This window comes from Streptosporangium sp. NPDC002607, assembly GCF_053592655.1.
The window spans coordinates 72031-88073 of the sequence record NZ_JBSFWD010000042.1 but is presented as its reverse complement, the minus strand read 5'-3'; the positions used below and the strand labels follow the sequence as shown (position 1 = coordinate 88073).

The following is a 16043-nucleotide window of genomic DNA, read 5'->3' as shown; positions in this document are numbered from 1 at the left end:
AGAGTCCTGGTTTCTGGCTGGGGCCCACGGTGCTCGACCATGTGCCCGCCGGCTCGCGGGTCCATACCGAGGAGATCTTCGGTCCGGTCCTGGCGATCGTCCGGGTCTCCTCCTATGAGGAGGGCCTGGAGCTGATCAACGGTGGTGAGTTCGGCAACGGCACCGCGCTCTTCACCAACGACGGGGGCGCGGCCCGGCGTTTCCAGAACGAGGTCGAGGTCGGCATGATCGGTATCAACGTGCCGATCCCGGTGCCGATGGCCTTCTACAGCTTCGGTGGCTGGAAGTCCTCGCTCTTCGGTGACACCCATGTCCACGGGACCGAGGGCGTGCACTTCTACACCCGGGGCAAGGTCGTCACCTCCCGCTGGCTCGACCCGAGCCACGGCGGCGTCAACCTCGGCTTCCCCACCAACGGCTAGGAGCGGAATGTCACGCCAAGCCGCGCTTGGGTGGCTCGCTAACGCGACTTTTCATTCGGATGCTCGTCAACCCCCTACTGCCCGCTTGCTGCGGGTTGCGGGAGGTCGCGTTTGCCAATGAGGGTCAGCACCAGCGCGATGGTGATGACGGCCAGGCCTGCGGAGCTGTAGAGCACGGCCGATGCGCCGGAGGCGATGGCGTTGCTGAGGAGGTCTTCGATGGTGGCGCGGGCGGTGGCGGGGGTGAGGTCGAGGACGCGTTGGATATCGCCATTGGCGGCGGCGGCGATGACGGCCTCGCGTGACGCGGCGGGCAGGGACGGTCCGGTGGCGACGATGTCGGCGATGCGGGTGGTGTAGATGGCGCCGAGGACGGCGGTGCCGATGCCGGCTCCGATGGAGGCCAGGCTGGTGATCGTTCCGGCGACCATACCGGCTCGTTCTTTGTCGGTGACGTTCATGGCGACGGCCATCACGGGTGCGCCGGCGATGCCGCCGCCGATGCCCCAGATAAGCAGGGGGACGGTCAGGAGCCACGGTGAGATGGTCGGAGTGAAGGCCAGTGCCAGTAAGGTGGCGCCGACCGCTTTGCAGGCGTAGCCGCTGGCGATGACGTGGCCGGAGGGGAATCGGCTCAGGAGTTTGCCTCCGAGCATGCCCGCTGCCATCTGGGCGAGGAAGACGGGCGTCAGTAGCAGGCCGCTCTGCGTGGGGTTCAGGTGCAACGACCCCTGGAAGTACTGCACGAAGTAGACCGTGCCGCCGATGGTCAGGACGCGGGAGATGAAGACCGCCAGGGCGGCGCCGGTGAAGGCGGGCCTGCGGAACAGGGCGACGTCCAAGGTGGGCGCACCGGCCCGGGATTGGAGAAGGAGGAAGGCGGCGAGCAGGACGGCCGCGACCGTGAGCTGCGTCAGTGTCGCCGCCGATCCCCAGCCTTGGTCCTCGCCACGAAGCAGCGCCAGGTTGGCCAGGGCGAGTGAGACGATCAGCAGCGCGGTGCCCGCCCAGTCGATCCGGCCGTGAGCGGCCCGGCCGGAGACGTCGGCGGGAAGTGTTCGCAGGCAGATCACGAAGGCCGCGACACCGATCGGTATGTTGATCAGGAAGATCGCACGCCAGCTCAGCGCGTCGACGAGGGCGCCGCCCAGCAGCGGGGCGATCAGGCCGGCCGCGGTCGCCGCGCTGCCCCAGGTGGAGATGGCCATGTTGCGCCGTTCCCCCTCCAGGTGCTGAGAGAGCAGGGGAAGTGCGTTGACCATCAAGATGGCGCCGCCGATGCCCTGTACGGCGCGGGCAAGGTCGAGCAGCGTGGTGGTCGGCGCCGCGCCGCAGACGAGCGACGCGGCGGTGAACAGGGCGATGCCGAGCAGGTAGATGCGGCGTCGGCCGATGCGGTCGGAGAGGCTTCCCGCGACCTGGGTCACCGCACCCATGGTGATCATGTATCCGATGATCACCCACTGGATGCCGGCGAGCGTTCCGCCGAGGTCGGCTTGGATCGCAGGCAGGGCGATGGTCACGATCGTCATGTCGATCACGACCAGCGCGGTGCCGGCGATGACCAGGCCGAGAATCGCGCGACCCCGAGCGGCCGGCGGGGTCATCGGAGAAATCCGGGGAGATGCGTGTTGGTAAGGCTCACCTAAGTGAGGGTGGCGCAAACCGGGCGTTAAAGTCAACGATGTGTGAAGTTTAACGGCGGTTATGCTCGGACGGTGCCCCACGATCCCGACAAGGCCGACGCCACCAGCACCGACAGCCCACACCGGCGCCGGCGGCCGCTCACGCGCAAGGGTCGGCCGACCCTGACCAAAGACCTCATCGCCCAGACGATGCTCGACCTCGCCGGTGTTCACGGCTTCCGGACGGTGACCATGCGGCTACTGGCCGAGCATCTCGGCGTGACGGTGCGAGCCCTCTACAACTACGTCGATGACCGCAGCGAGATCGTGGCTCGCGCGGTTCAGCTGTTCACCGAGCAATGGCCGGCCCCGCGGCCGGACCCCGAGGACTGGGAACGCAGCATCTGCGAGTACGGCGCCGCGCTGCGCGCGGTCTACCGGCGCTATCCACGCGCTCTGCTGGTGTCGCTGGACGAGCAGATCGACGACCTCGCGATCGGCCAAGACCGCCTTGTCCACACCGACGCCTTCCTCGGCATGCTGCGCACCATCGGGCTGGACATCGCCGAGGCTCAGATCGTGCACCGCGATCTCGCGCTACGCGTCTTCGCGTTCGTCCTGCTCGTGGACTACCGCCAGGACCGGGGCGAGCCGGTCATGCAGCACACTCCCGTCCCGCGGCTCTGGCTGCAGGCACATCCCGGCCTCGCCGTGCCACACCTGCGCGAAGCGGTCGCCGCCGCTCCCCTGATGACCGTGGACGAGGCGTTCGAGCACACCATGCACGGACTCATCGTCACCGTGCGCGACCTGCTGGCCACCGCACAGCACATGCGCTAGCCATGGCGCCGGTTCGAGTCTTCACTGAGATGGCCGAGTCCGAGCGGATTATCCGGGAGAGGTCGCTGAAGGGGCCGGCTTCGGTGCGCGAATGCGGCTGCCCCGGTGGCCGCCGGGAGTTCGGGGACCGGTTGGTGATCGACGGGCCGGAGTCGGCCGATCGACGACTCCTCAAGAGAGGTTGCGGACTTGCTGGCAATTGAGGTGTTCGAGGCTCGGGAGTCCGGTGAGGGTGATCTGGATGCTTGGTGCCGGGTGTTCAGGGAGGGGCAGGCGGAGCTGTCCGGCGGGGCGGTTGAATCCGGTGCGTTGGCCGAGCGGTTGCGCGCCGAGGTTGGGGGCGGTGCGCGGCGGTGGGCGGCTCGTCAGGCTGGGCGGATCTGCGGGGTGGCGGAGGTGCGGCCGCAGCAGCATGATCCTGCGATCGGGTTTCTTCGCCTGTTCGTGGCGCCATCGGCGCGATGCAGGGGCGTCGGGTCGGAGTTGCTCGCTCGCGTTGTGGCGGATGCGGGTATGGAGCGGGTTCAGGCGACGGTGTTGGCGGGACCGCCTGGTGAGCCGTTCGTTCGCGGGTGGCGAGTGGTGTTGCGGCTGGAACTGCATGAGCAGCGACTCGATCAGGACGTGCTGAAGCGCTGCTATGAGCTGGCGATGGCCCCTCACCCGGATTACCGGGTGGTGTCCTGGCGGAGCGCGGCGCCCGCGGAATGGGTGTCCTCGTTCGGGCGGGTGATGGGCCATGTGCTCGACGCGCCGGGTGCCGCGCTGCAGATGGCGTCTCGGGCCTGGGACACCGCGGCGGTCCGTGCGTGGGAGGCGGGGACGGACGGGCAGCATCTGCTCGTCTGCGCGGTGGTTCACTCATCCTCGGGCGAGGTCGTCGGTGCCACGGTAACCACGGTCCCGGGTTCGGGAGCGACGGTGGCTGATCAGCACGACACCGCGGTGCTGCCTGGGCACAGGGGCGGCGGGCTGGCCCGCTGGATGAAGGCCCGGCAGACACTGCGCCTGCATGAGTTGTTTCCCAAGGTCGAGTCGGTCACGGTTACGGTGAACCACGAGAACACGTCGATGCTCGCCGTGAATCGGGCGGTCGGCTACCACCTTGTTCGTGAACGCCTGCTCGTGGAGATGTCGACCCCGCCCATCGGCAACGATCGGGCCCGGAGGCGTCCACCGCCATCCCGTTGATCCGCTCGATCCCGAGCAACCGCTGCGCCGTCGTCACCGGGACGTGGACCTCAGCGAGCACGTGCTCGCGCTTGTGGCTGTAGGCCAGGCGGTCGTAGGCAGCGCGGGCGACCGGGTCGGCGTCCAAGGCGCGGGCTCGACGACGACAGGAGGCTCGGCATCGAATTCCACCTCGACCTCGTCGCCGGTCACGACACCGGGGGCTTGCCGGTTGGCGTTGCTCAGGTCGAGCAGGTAGCGGCCGCGCATGATGGCGACCCTGCTCTTCCATGAATGCCCGTTGATCGTGATGGTCACCCTCGGCCGCCCGCCTCCACCGAGTGCCTCCACAACTTCTTCGGGAACTTCCAGCCCTCTCATGGGCTCCGCAGGCTCGACGTAGGCTCGAAACTTCATGATCTGCTCTCGCTATCTTGCCGGCTCACTGCGGATCCAGCCCGCCCTGCCCCGAATACCGGTCCCACTTTCCTCACCGAGGCTCCGCGACCTCGACATCGTCTTTCTTAGCGCCAACGACAAGGAGCGGCAATGAGCCATACCCCCCGACCGATCCGTAGCGTGACCGGCATGAATCTCAAGCTGTCGTCTTGCACTCTCGCCGTCCACGACGTTGACGATGCGCTCGGCTTCTACCGTGACGTGCTCGGCTTTGAGGTACACAATGACGTCGAATTCGAGGGGATGCGGTGGGTACGCGTCGGCCCGCTGTCGCAGCCGGACGTGCAGATCTTCCTCAAATCGCCCGGCGCGGACCCGGGTGCCTCGCCGGCCGACCGGCAGGCGATCGAGGACCTGATGGCCAAGGGCCTGCTGGGCCGTCTTGTCTTCGTGACCGACAACTGCGACGCCACCTTCGAGCACATCGAGGCAGCGGGCGCGGAAGTGATGCGAGAACCGATCAACCAGCCCGACGGTGTCCACGACTGTGCCTTCCTCGATCCCTCCGGCAATATGCTGCGATTCACCCAGCCGTGGCAGGTAGTCCTGGCACTCGCGTCGCGGTAGGCACACGCCGCGAGATGCCGCCAGGCGCCCTGAACGTGGCCGCGGAAAGGGCGGTCCTGCCGTCGGCCACCCTCCTCTGGTCCACCTGTGTCCGGAATCTCTGGAGCACCTCACCGGGAAGCCGGCGTGCGTCGCCCGGGGGGTCACGGTTCGGGTGGGGTCTGATCAGGCCGGTCCAGGCCGGCCCGCAACTCTGCGGTAACCGCGCGCTCTCGTAGCTGGGCGGCCTCGGCGCGCAACGCCTGCGCCTGCTCGCGCAGGTCGGACAGCCGCATCTGTTCCATGGCGAGCTGCATTCGCGCCTCGTCGCGTTCGGTCTGCGCCTTGTTCACCTGCGCCGCGGCGTGCTCACGTGCCTCGGCGATCTCCTTGGCCGCGCGCCTGTCGGTTTCGGCCAGCTGTCGTGCCGTCCGTCTCTCCGCCTCGGCCGCCTGTTTTTGCGCCCGGGCGGCCTGGGCGCGTGCCTCAGAGGTCTCGGCTGCGGCCTCGCCACGCGCCCGGGCCTCGGCGTCGGCCCGCGCCATCGCCCGATCCCGCTCGGCCTCGATCGCCTGGGCTCGGGCGGCCTCGGCCACAGCGGCCCGTTCGGCCTGGGCTCTGGCCTCCTCGGCCTCCCCCGCCGCCTGGTGTGCCCGATCTCGTTCCACGCGCGCCTGTTCGGCCTGCCGCTGATCCTGTACGGCCTGCGCCCGGGCCGCGCGCACCTCGGCCTCGGCGGCCTCCACCCGCTCGGCCATTTCCCGTACCGCGGCGTCGCGAGCCCGCTCGGCCTGCTCGGCTCTGCGTCTGGCCTCCTGCTCGGCGTGCTTGGCCTGGCGTTCGGTGGCGGCCGCCTCGTGCAGGGCGGCCAGCGCCTGCTCCCTGGCGGTCTCTGCGTCGGCCAGCGCGATGTCACGTTCGGCGTTGGCCTCCTCCACCTGAAGCGTCATCGCATCCCGCTCGCGCCGGGCGTGCTCGGAGGCCTCGCGTGCCAGCCGTACCTGTTCGAAGGCCTGCTCCCGCTCGGTGCGCGCGATCGCCACCCGGGTGTGCGCCTCGGCCTGTACCGCGCTCACCTTGGCCTCCACCCCCGCAGGGCTCAGCTCTTCGGACAGCACCTGCGCCAGCGGCGCTATCGCCGCGATCATTCCCTTCTCCATGCGCTCATAGAACTCCTCGGCTCTGGCCAGCGCCCCCTCAAGTCCCGGCGTCGCCCGCCGCATCTCGCGTTCGCGCTTGGCCACCGCCTGGCAGTCCCCCTGCGCGCAGTACGCCCTTGGCCGCCCCCGCCCGGGTTTTTGTTCGATCGGTGTCCCGCAGTGCTTACACGGCGTCACCGCGCCTGACTCTTGCATGACCTCAGCGTAGCATCTTTGATTTTCCAGAAATTAAAAATCAATAAATAAGATCCGTTGCGTCTACCTCGCACGAAGGTAACTACCGGGAATGTGAATTCCCGCAAGTTAGGATCTGTGAGGCCTGCAAATCTGCAGCGAGATGTCAGTAGAAATCTGCATGAGGTGTCGGCGCGCAGGTCAGGGCACTTTTCGGCTGCCGATGATCACCTGTGGTGATCTTCTCTGAGGCCGGGCACGCCGCAGGAGGCGTCTGCGGGGTACATGTCGGCGTTGCACAGGATGTGTTGTCACGCTGGCGGCCTTCGGCTGCAAACTGCCATGAAGTTGTCCTGGCGTAATGCCAGTTGATGTCAGTGGATTTGCCACCTCGTGTCGGCAAGATCACTAAGCCTCGCCTGATCCACTCGGTGAAGATCCCGGGACGCAGGTAGTTTTCCCAGCTACGAGCCTTGTTCTCCGGCAAGCCCATTGCTTTGACGTGAGCCTGCCGTTGTGCGCACGCCGCGTTCTCCCCCTCCACGAGCAGCCTCCCATGCGGCCTGCTGAGGGGCCTTTGACGTGCCCCGGCGCCGCTTTTCGGCCACACTCGACTGACGAGTCGTGTCACTTTGCCACGTACTGACATTCCTCATCGGCGGCCTGACCTGTGGTTTTGCCATGGGGTGTCAGTGCTGTTGTCATCGAGATGTCAGTAGCACGCCTTCGGTGGTTTCCCCTCGTGTCGGGGACGGATCAAAGATCGACTTTGCGTACGGCGCTGTCGCGCCAGTAGCCGACCGTGTTGGCGGCAACGGTCCCTCTCCACGATCGTCTGCTCTGGGTTCAGCGCTCAGTCTCTTCGCCCGGCCGGTTCGATGCCTGCACCTCGGGGGCGGGAGATGGCGTTCAGAGAGGCGTTTTCCGGCGTCGCTGGCCGCTGCGGCGCATGGGCGTGCGCGTCTCAGGGGCGCTCAGGGAAGTCCTCACGAGGCGCGGTGCCGCCCGGGCCCTCAGCCGGAGCGGTCTCCGGGACTGGTTGGAGGGCGAGGAGACGGCTGATTGTCTGCTGGGCGGCCTCTTCGCGCTGCTCGGCGGCCTGGGCGCGGTGTTCGGTTTGCTCCAGTGCCTGCTGCAGGGCCTCCAGTCGGGCGTCGGCCACTGCGGTCGCGGTGCGTGCCTCATCGCGTTGAATTCGGGTTTGCCGCAGGTCCTCGCGTTCGGTGGCGAGCTTCTCCTTCAGCCGGGTGATGTGCGCGGTGAGTTCCTCGCGGACCCGGCCGGTCTCGGCGCGGGCCACCTCAGCGTCCTGCTGTGCCTTCTGCCAGTCGGTCTCGGCACGCTCGGTACGGCTACCTGCGACTTTCAGGTCGATGCGGGCCTGATCGAGATCGGCGGTGCGGTCGGCCAGCGCGGTTTGCAGGGTGGCGATCTGCCGGTCGTGGTCGCCGGCCGCGGTGGCGGCCTGACGGCGTTCGGCGTCCAGGACGCCCTGCAGGGCGTCGCGTTCGGAGGTGATGCGCCGGGTAGCGCGCTCAGCGGCCGCGGCGCGTTCGGCGGCCAGCCGACGAGCAGGTGACCGAGGAGGCGGCACGGCTGATCGCCGCGGCTCCGGCGGCCAACACCACCCGCGCCTACGCCCGCGTCTGGGCCGGCTACCTGTCCTGGTGCACCGCCACCGGTCGCACCCCGCTGCCGGCCACCGGCGCCACCCTGGCCAGTTTCGTCGCCGAGCTGGCCGGGCGCGGCCTGGCCCCGGCCAGCATCGACCAGGCGCTGGCCTGCGTATCGTCCGCGCACGGCAAGGCGGGCCTGCCCAGACCGCACACCACCGCCGCCCGCGACGCGCTGCGCGCCTACCGCCGCACCTGGAGCACCAAGGCGGGCAACACGGTGCGCAAGGCCCCGCCGATCACCATCGACATCCTGCGCAGCCTCATCGAACACACCCCCGACGACACACCCACCGGCATCCGGGACCGGGCCGCGCTGGTGCTCGGCTTCGCCCTGATGGGCCGACGCAGCGAGCTCGCCGCCATCGACTGCGACCACCTCACCTTCCCGCGCCAAGGCCTGGAGGTGTTCATCCCGATGAGCAAAACCGACCAGGACGCCGCCGGGCAGATCGTCGCGGTCCCCTACGGCTCACACCTTTCCACCTGCCCGGTCCGCTCGGTGCAGGCCTGGCTGGCCGTGCTGCACGAGCACGGCATCACCACCGGGGCGCTGCTGCGCCCCATCGACCGCTTCGACCGCTTCGGCCGCATCGGCGGCACCCCCGGCTGGGCCGGCCGCGGCGGACTGCGCCTTTCCGGCGTCACGCTGAACACCATCGTCAAGGACGCCGCACTGCGAGCCGGTCTGGCCGACGCCGAGCGCTACAGCGCACACGGGCTACGCGCCGGCGGCGCCACCACCCTGGCCGATGCGAACGTGCCCACCGGAAAAATCGCCGAACAGGGCCGGTGGAAGCCCACCTCCCCCACCGTGCACGGCTACGTCCGCGCCGTCGACCGCTGGAAGGACAACCCCATGGGCAAAGCCGGCCTGTAGCGTCCCTGGAGTTCCTCACCAGTGAGCTGCAAGGCACCCACGATCCCTCCGGCATTGTCTTCACCGTGCTGGCCGCCTTGAGTGGGATGGAGCGCGAGTGCACCCTGGAAGGCCACGAGAGCGCCCGCACCCGCGGCAAGACCATCGGCGGCGCCGCTGTCACCGATGACGCCATGCTCTCGATGGCCCTGCAGCTGCGCAAGCAAGGCCTGAGCCTGCGCGACATCGCCTCCCGGCTGGTCATCACCAAGGGCAAGAAGAAGGGCCAGCACCCCTCAACGGCAACCGTCTTGCGCATGCTGCGCGAGCACGACGACACCACCGCCGCCCCAGCGGTGCTGGACGACCTCCCCACCTCTGCCGCCTCCCTGACCTGACATCTCCCGAAGGAGACCGACATGGTGAAGACCATCCTGGTACCCGATCTCGGTGACGACCTGACCGCCGCGCTCCTCGCGGCGGAGGTGACGCTGCTGACCTACGGGTCCAGCCGAGATACAGGTAAAACCGGCCATGAGTCGATCTTGACGCCCGTTTCTGCAGGCAGGCGGGCGGTCAGCGGTCAACCGTGATCAGCTTGAGGGCGTCTTCCTTGTCCTTGTCGGACGGCAGGCTGTACCGGCGGGTGGTCTCCAACCGGGCGTGGCCAAGAATCTCGGCGACCAGGACCAGGTCGGTCTTGCCACGGACCAGCGTGGTGGCGAGCGTGTGGCGCAGGACGTGCGCCGTGGTGGGATCATCCAGCCCAACGTTCTGAGCGATCTCGGCGATGATGCCGCCGGCGGCGCGGGCGCTCAGCCGTCCGCCCTTGGCGTTGAGGAACAGGGCTGGGTTGTCGCCAGCGCGGGGCCAGTTGGGGCGTTCATCCAGCCAGAGCTGCAGCTCGCTGCGGAGCTTGGGGTGGATGTCGACCTCGCGGAACTTGCCGCCTTTGCCGTACAGGCGCAGCCTGCCCTTGCGGGGGGGCAGACCAAGTAAGCCGGAAAGGGCTAATAGGGCTGGTCAGAGGGCGTGATGACAGCCGAGATGTGACCATCTGTGCTGGTTTAGTTACGGTTTGGTGAATCGTGGGACGCGTTGTGATCATCTGTCGCTATGGTGTGCGGGTTCTGGAGATGATCAACCGGAAAGGGCTCGCCGGTGACGTCGATCGAGCGGACCGCCTACCCACAGTTCAAGCGCCTGACCTCGGTGCGGGTGCTGCATGTGTTCTTCACCCCGACGGCCGAGGAGATCGCCTGGGCTCAGGAACTGGCCAGAAGTCCCGAGGCGCTGTTCGCGCTGGTGCTGGCATTGAAGTGTTTTCAGAAGATGGCGTGCTTCCCTTCTCCGCAGGAGGTTCCCGAGGCCGTTGTCGAGCATGTGCGGCGCTGCCTGGAGTTGGCCGACGGCATCGAGCCCGATCATGGGGCCACGAGCACGGCCAAATGGCACCGTAAGAAGATCCGAGCTCGTCAAGGAGTGACCTACGACAAGGACCGGGCCCGGGACATCGCCGCCGAGGCCATGGAGAAGGCGGCACTGGCGAAGAACAACCCGCCGGATCTGATCAACGTGGCGCTGGAGCGCCTTATCGAGGCCTCGCTGGAGCTGCCGGGGTTCACCACACTGGATGCGATGGCCACGACCATCCGGGCGTGGGTCAACGCCGAGATGTTTGCCCGCGTGGTCGAGCGGATGGGGCCTGATGGCCGGGAGCGCATCGGGGCTCTGCTGACCACGATGGGGCCGGATGGCCGGACGCTGTTCAACCGGCTGAAGAAACCGGCGCAGCGGGCGAGCTGGGCGAGGTTTCGCAAGCAGGCCGACTACCTGGAGGAGATCGAGGCCCTGGGCGAGACCGGGGCGTGGCTGGAGGGCATCGCCCCCACCAAGATCGCTGATTTCGCAGGTGAGGCCGCTGCTCAGGACGCCGACACCTTGTCGCGCTATGAGCCGGTCAAACAGGTGGCGCTGCTGGCGTGCCTGCTGCACACCGCGCGGATGCGGGCCCGTGACGACCTGGCCGAGATGTTGTGCAAGCGGGTGGCGGCGAACCTGAAGAAGGCCAAGGCCGCGCTGGAGGAGATCCGCCAGCGCCAGCGCACGGTCAGCGAGCGGCTGATCGGCACCTACCGCACCGTGCTGGAACATCTCGACCCCGACGGCCCCACACCGGGCGAGGGCGCGGCCCGAGCGGTCGCCGCGGTGCGCCAGGCCGGCGGGTTCACCTCCCAGCTGGCCGACATCGAGGAGGTGTCGGCCTTCCACGGTGACAACTATGAGGTTTTGGCGCACCGGTTCTTCAAGCGGGACCGGGCGGTGATGTTCGACCTGGTCGCCAAGCTGGAGCTGAAGGCCACCTCCCGCGATGACTCGGTGCTGGTGGCGCTGGAGCACGCTCGCGCTCATGAGGCCAAGCGGCGCGACTTCATCCCACTGCCGCCACCGGTCGGCGGGGGCGGCCTTGAGTCGGGCATCATGTTCGCCTCGGGCAACTGGCGGCGCGCCATCACTGACCGCCGCCAGGCGGGGATGGTGGTGCGGCGGCATTTCGAGGTGATGGTGTTCACCTACCTGGCCGAGGAGCTGCGCACCGGCGACATCGCGGTGATCGGCTCGAATGAGTACGCCGACTGGAGCGCCAACCTGCTGTCGTGGGGTGAGTGCGAGCCGCTGCTGGAGGGGTTTTGCGCCCAGGTCGGGCTGCCGCCTACCGCGGCCGGCTTCGTCGAGCACCTGCGCGGCGCTCACCTGGCAGCGGCCGCGCGTCTGGACGCCGGATACGCCGACAACACCGATCTGACGATCACTGAGGACGGGGCGCCCGCGCTCAAGCGGCGCCGCGGTTCTGATGCCCCCAAGGCCGCCGAGGACCTGGCCGAGGCGATCGCCCGGCGCATGCCCGAGCGCTCGCTGCTGTCCATCGTGGCGCGTACCGCGCACTGGCTGGGCTGGCACCACCACTTCGGCCCGGCGTCCGGCTCGGACCCGAAGATCAAAGATCCGCTGGGCCGGTACTCGCTGGCGGTGTTCACCGGCGGCATCAACGTCGGCCCGTACGAGGCGGCCAAGCACCTGTCCGGCATCTCGACCCGGGAGCTGTCGATGGTGCGCAACCGCCACATCGACCTCGCCAAGCTGAACGCCGCGATCGCCTGCGTCGTCAACGCTTTTGCCGAACTGGACGTGGTCAAGGCGTGGGGGGACGGCAGCGCGGTGGCCTCCGACGGCACCCAGGTGGAGACCTACATCGACAACCTGCTGGCCGAGACGTCCATCCGGTACGGCGGGGTGGGCGGCATCGCCTACCACTACATCTCCGACACCTATGTCGCGTTGTTCTCCCGGTTCATCCCGTGCGGGGTGTGGGAGGCGGTGCACCTGATCGAGGGCCTGTTGGCCAACACCTCCGAGGTGCAGCCGACCACCGTGCACGCCGACACCCAGGGCCAGTCGACGCCGGTCTTCGCCCTGGCCACGCTGTTCGGGTTCGACCTGATGCCGCGTATCCGCAACTTCAAGGATCTGATCTTCTTCCGGGCCGGCCCGCAGCTGATCTACCCGCACATCGACGAGCTGTTCGGCGAACACGGCCGCAATGTGATCGACTGGGAGCTGATCGAGCGGCACTGGCGCGACCTGATGCAGGTGGCCATCTCCATCAGCGAGGGCCGTCTGTCCTCGGCCACCTTGATGCGGCGGCTGCGCTCCAACTCTCGCAAGAACCGCATCTACAAGGTCTTTCGCGAGGTCGGCCGCAGCGTGCGCACGGTGGCACTGCTGCGCTACCTGGCTGATCCGGCGCTGCGCGCCCGCGTCACCGCGGCCGCCAACAAGGTCGAGACCTACAACGCCTTTTCCCAGTGGCTCGGGTTCGGCAACAACGGCGTGATCGCCCACAACGACCCCGACGAGCAGGAAAAACTGATCAAGCTCAACACGCTGCTGGCCAACCTGGTCATCTTCCACAACGCCTTAGACCTGATGGACGTGGTGCGCGGCCTAATCGCCGAAGGCTGGCCCATCACCGCCGAAGAGCTCGGCGCAATCTCGCCCTACCTGCGCGCCCACATCCGCCGGTTCGGCGCCTATGCCACCGACGAGATCGGGGTGGAGCCTGAGGCGTTCAACCCTGAACTCAGGGAGGTCGACTTCACCGTTCTTGACCTCGCCGCCTGAATCGGAACCGGACCCGGTTGTGCTCACAATCTGAGGTTTGGCCACGCGCAGCGTCGTACCCGCCCAGGCGGTCGCGGCCAAGGTCTCGGCGTCAGCCCTCTCGGCGGATCCACAGACGTGCCGCCCCGTCCACGCCGGAGCTGGCCAGCAGATTGCCGTCGGGGTGGAAGGCCAGCGCTTCGATACGTCTGTGATGTCCGGCCAGGGGAGCACCCAGAAGTCCACCGGTGGCCATGTCCCACAGCCGTAGTGTGCCGTCGTCGTGGCCGGTGGCCACCATTTCGCCGTCAGGGTGGAAGGCGATCGCGCAGGCGTCGACGTCGCCGGTGAGGGGAGCGCCGACACGTTCGCCGGTGAACGGATCCCACAACCGCACCGCGCCGTGCTCGTTGGTGGCGAGTAGATGACTGACGGGGTGGAAGGCGATCGGCCCGCTGGGGAGTGGGTCGCAGATGAGTTCGCCGGTGGCCAGATACCGGATCATTGTCCCGTTGGGGGTGGTGTAGAGCAGCAGCTCCCCGCCGGGATGGAAGGCGATCTGCGTGACGGGGTCGGTGGTGAAGAAGTCGGCCAGCTCGCCGGTGGCCACGTCCCACAACCACACGATCCCGTGGTAGCCGGTGATTGGGGAGAAGGTGAAGTCGGTGGTGGCCAGCAGGTGGCCGTCGGGGTGAAAGGCGATCATCGTTTCGGACATGCCGAGGTTGTCGATGCTGTGGCCGGCCATGGGGGTGCCGACGGGCTCGTGGGTGAGCCAGTCCCACAGCCGTACCACCCCTTCGGTGTCGGAGGTGGCCAGCAGGTGGCCGCCTGGCCCGAGAGCCACGTCGGCGAGCTCCGGGGTGGGTGGGGCCTTGAGGGGTTCGCCGGTGGCCGGATCCCACAACCTCAGCGCCTGGGCGTAGCACGCGGTGGCCAGCGACCGGCCGTCGGGATGGAAGAACAGCTGCGGCACCGAATTGGTGTGCAGGAGAGGGGCGCCGACCGGTTTGGCGGTGGTGGTCCAGAACTGGACGCCGTTTCTGGCCTCGTAATCGCCGTGTGCCAGGACCTGGCCGTCGGGATGGAAGGCCAGTGTGTAGGCATGTTCGGGTTGATCGCACCTACCGGACAGGAGCCGGTAGGCGCCGGTGACCGGATCCCACAGCTGCAACCGATGGTTAACGATGGAGTGCTTGTAGCCGCCGATGGCCAGTAGCCTGCTGTCGGGGTGGAAGGCCAGTGCCCAGACCCTCTCGACGACGGACTGGAACGGGTCGCCGGCGGGCTCGCCGGTGGCCGTGTCCCACAACCGCACCAGGCTGGTGTAGGACCGTCGGGGTGCCGGCGTCTTGTACCGCTGCGGTACGGCTGTGGCGAGCCGGGTGACGTCGGGATCGAAGACCGCCACGGCGTCGCGGATGTCTTGACCTGCCAGGAGGCGAGTGTCGGAGGCGCCGGTGCTCAGATCGTGCCACCGCAGCGTCGCGGTGGTTTCGTCCGCGAGGTCGCGGCCGGCGGTGACCAGTGCCCGGCCGTCGGGGTGGAAGGCCATTGCCCACACGGGTCCGGTATGACAGGCGAAGGGCTCCATGGCCGGTCGGCCGCTGTCGAGGTGCCACACCGACACCGTCCCGTCCGCGCCGGCGCTGGCCAGCAGGTGACCGTCGGGGTGAAAGGCGATCTTCGTGATGTCGCCCTCATGGCCGTTGTCGGAGGTGAGGACCGCGGCGGGGTCACCGGTGGCCACGTCCCAGAGCCACACCGTGCCGTCCGCGCCGGCGCCGGCCAGCAGGTGGCCGTGGGGGTGAAAGGCCAGATGGGTGACGTCTTGGGTGGGCCCGGTCAGCGCGCCGGTGACGGCCTCGTAGAGATCCGCGTCCCACAACCACACCTCCCGACTGTCGTTGGCGGTGGCCAGCAGGTGGCCGTCAGGATGGTAGGCCAAGGCGTGGACACCGCCCGGATGGGGGGCGATCCCGCCGAGCAGATACTCCAGGCCCGGGCCGTCCGGCACCACCGGCCCAGGGACGATGTCGTAGTCGACCATGATCGGATCCGCTGGCCGGCCTCGGCCGGTGCGCGGGTCGCCACCAAACGGCCGGTACAGCCCGTCGACCACGGCACGTTCGGGGGATGCCTCATAGGCGGCCCTCCACAGTGGCCGCAGCGACTCGGCCTGCCCGTCCAGCGCCCGCGCGAGGTCCTCGACCTGCGCCCAGCTCGGCAGAAACCGGCAGTGCAGCACCGTGTGCACGACGCTGGGAAGCTCATTGATCCGCGACGCCAGCTCCCGCACGCTCGGCTGGCCGCTCCTTCGGCGCAGCGCGCGCAGTTCGTCGCTGAGCGCGCGAAGAGCAGCCTCGGCCGGGGCGAGCTTCCGGCGTCGTTCAGGTACGGACGTGAGGCCGTTGCCGCGCACATCGAGCCAGACCAGCGCGGAGAGACCGCCCAGCCATTCGGGCAGGTCGGTCAGCTCGTTGTCGCTCAGTTCAAGCCGGGCGAGCCTGGTGAGGCCGCTCAGTGACTCGGGGAGCGTGGTCAGCCGATTCTCGTTCACGGCGAGTTCCCTGAGTTCGGTGAGGCGGCCCAGCGACTCGGGCAGGTCGCTCAGCCCGTTGTCGCTCAGATAAAGCGAGGTGAGATCGGTGAGATCGCCCAGCCACGTCGGCACCGCGGTCAACCGGTTGCTCTCCAGGACGAGCATGGTGAGAGCGGTGAGGTTCCGTACCCAGTCCGGAACCTCGGTCAGCTCGCAACCGCGCATGCGAAGCACCTTCAAACCGGTGAGGGAGCCGACCGATTCGGGTATCGCCTCCAGAGGGGTCCCGGACAGGTCGAGCTCGCTCGACCAGCCTTTCAGACACCTCTCGATCCGCTCTTCGACGTCCATGGTGCGAGGCTAGGGACCCGCACTGAGGAACGGCTTGTCGATCACTGGGAGGCTCGGGCCA

Annotated in this window: 14 protein-coding genes; 8 read left to right on the top strand and 6 right to left on the bottom strand. The window is 68.2% G+C overall.

Translation table 11 applies throughout. The features are described from left to right. The coding region (locus tag ACWD3H_RS35485) for an aldehyde dehydrogenase family protein (protein WP_451958118.1) at positions 1-422 on the top strand (422 nt) is incomplete at its 5' end. 74 nt (positions 423-496) lie between these two features. Here the strand turns inward: ACWD3H_RS35485 and ACWD3H_RS35480 are convergent. Next, the gene (locus ACWD3H_RS35480; protein ID WP_451958117.1) at positions 497-2029 is read right to left on the bottom strand and encodes an MFS transporter; all 1533 of its coding nucleotides are present in this window, start codon (positions 2027-2029) and stop codon (positions 497-499) included. A gap of 111 nt (positions 2030-2140) precedes the next feature. On the opposite strand from ACWD3H_RS35480, the gene ACWD3H_RS35475 reads away from it, so the two are divergent. Then, positions 2141-2887 (top strand): TetR/AcrR family transcriptional regulator, encoded by a 747-nt coding sequence (locus ACWD3H_RS35475; RefSeq protein ID WP_451958116.1) that lies wholly within the window; start codon positions 2141-2143, stop codon positions 2885-2887. Between the two features lie 189 nt (positions 2888-3076). Beyond that, entirely contained in the window at positions 3077-4078 is a 1002-nt protein-coding gene (locus tag ACWD3H_RS35470) for an N-acetyltransferase family protein (RefSeq protein WP_451958115.1), read from the top strand. A gap of 33 nt (positions 4079-4111) precedes the next feature. Here ACWD3H_RS35470 and ACWD3H_RS35465 read toward each other — a convergent pair whose 3' ends face one another. Continuing rightward, positions 4112-4474, bottom strand: a complete 363-nt coding sequence (locus ACWD3H_RS35465; RefSeq protein ID WP_451958114.1) for a DUF1905 domain-containing protein — start codon at positions 4472-4474, stop codon at positions 4112-4114. 171 nt (positions 4475-4645) lie between these two features. Between ACWD3H_RS35465 and ACWD3H_RS35460 the strand changes: the two genes are divergently transcribed. After that, positions 4646-5083, top strand: a complete 438-nt coding sequence (locus ACWD3H_RS35460; protein ID WP_451958113.1) for a VOC family protein — start codon at positions 4646-4648, stop codon at positions 5081-5083. Positions 5084-5226: 143 nt separating this feature from the next. Here ACWD3H_RS35460 and ACWD3H_RS35455 read toward each other — a convergent pair whose 3' ends face one another. Together ACWD3H_RS35455 and ACWD3H_RS35450 are read right to left on the bottom strand one after the other, a co-directional pair. After that, positions 5227-6306, bottom strand: a complete 1080-nt coding sequence (locus ACWD3H_RS35455) for a hypothetical protein (protein ID WP_451958112.1) — start codon at positions 6304-6306, stop codon at positions 5227-5229. Between the two features lie 1054 nt (positions 6307-7360). Then, a complete protein-coding gene (locus tag ACWD3H_RS35450; protein ID WP_451958111.1) occupies positions 7361-7990 on the bottom strand; it encodes a hypothetical protein in 630 nt (209 codons plus the stop codon). On the opposite strand from ACWD3H_RS35450, the gene ACWD3H_RS35445 reads away from it, so the two are divergent. The 3 genes from ACWD3H_RS35445 to ACWD3H_RS35435 all read left to right on the top strand — a co-directional run bounded on the left by ACWD3H_RS35445 (position 7972) and on the right by ACWD3H_RS35435 (position 9521). Continuing rightward, on the top strand, positions 7972-8949 hold the full coding sequence (locus ACWD3H_RS35445) for a site-specific integrase (protein WP_451958110.1): 978 nt from the start codon (positions 7972-7974) through the stop codon (positions 8947-8949). The genes ACWD3H_RS35450 and ACWD3H_RS35445 overlap by 19 nt on opposite strands. A 77-nt stretch (positions 8950-9026) precedes the next feature. Then, entirely contained in the window at positions 9027-9326 is a 300-nt protein-coding gene (locus ACWD3H_RS35440; protein ID WP_451958109.1) for a hypothetical protein, read from the top strand. 21 nt (positions 9327-9347) lie between these two features. Next, positions 9348-9521, top strand: coding sequence for a hypothetical protein (locus ACWD3H_RS35435; RefSeq protein WP_451958108.1), 174 nt, complete (start codon positions 9348-9350; stop codon positions 9519-9521). Here ACWD3H_RS35435 and ACWD3H_RS35430 read toward each other — a convergent pair. After that, positions 9505-9855, bottom strand: a complete 351-nt coding sequence (locus ACWD3H_RS35430; protein ID WP_451958121.1) for a tyrosine-type recombinase/integrase — start codon at positions 9853-9855, stop codon at positions 9505-9507. The two genes, ACWD3H_RS35435 and ACWD3H_RS35430, sit on opposite strands and share 17 nt — an antisense overlap. 234 nt (positions 9856-10089) lie before the next feature. Here ACWD3H_RS35430 and ACWD3H_RS35425 point away from each other — a divergent pair, with 234 nt between their 5' ends. After that, positions 10090-13110 carry a Tn3 family transposase gene (locus tag ACWD3H_RS35425; protein ID WP_451958107.1) on the top strand — a complete coding sequence of 1007 codons (3021 nt, stop codon included), beginning with the start codon at positions 10090-10092 and terminating at the stop codon, positions 13108-13110. A 91-nt stretch (positions 13111-13201) separates the two neighbouring features. On the opposite strand, the gene ACWD3H_RS35420 is transcribed toward ACWD3H_RS35425, so the two are convergent. Continuing rightward, complete coding sequence (locus ACWD3H_RS35420; RefSeq protein WP_451958106.1) at positions 13202-15982, bottom strand: WD40 domain-containing protein; 2781 nt, start codon at positions 15980-15982, stop codon at positions 13202-13204. Positions 15983-16043: the final 61 nt, after the last annotated feature.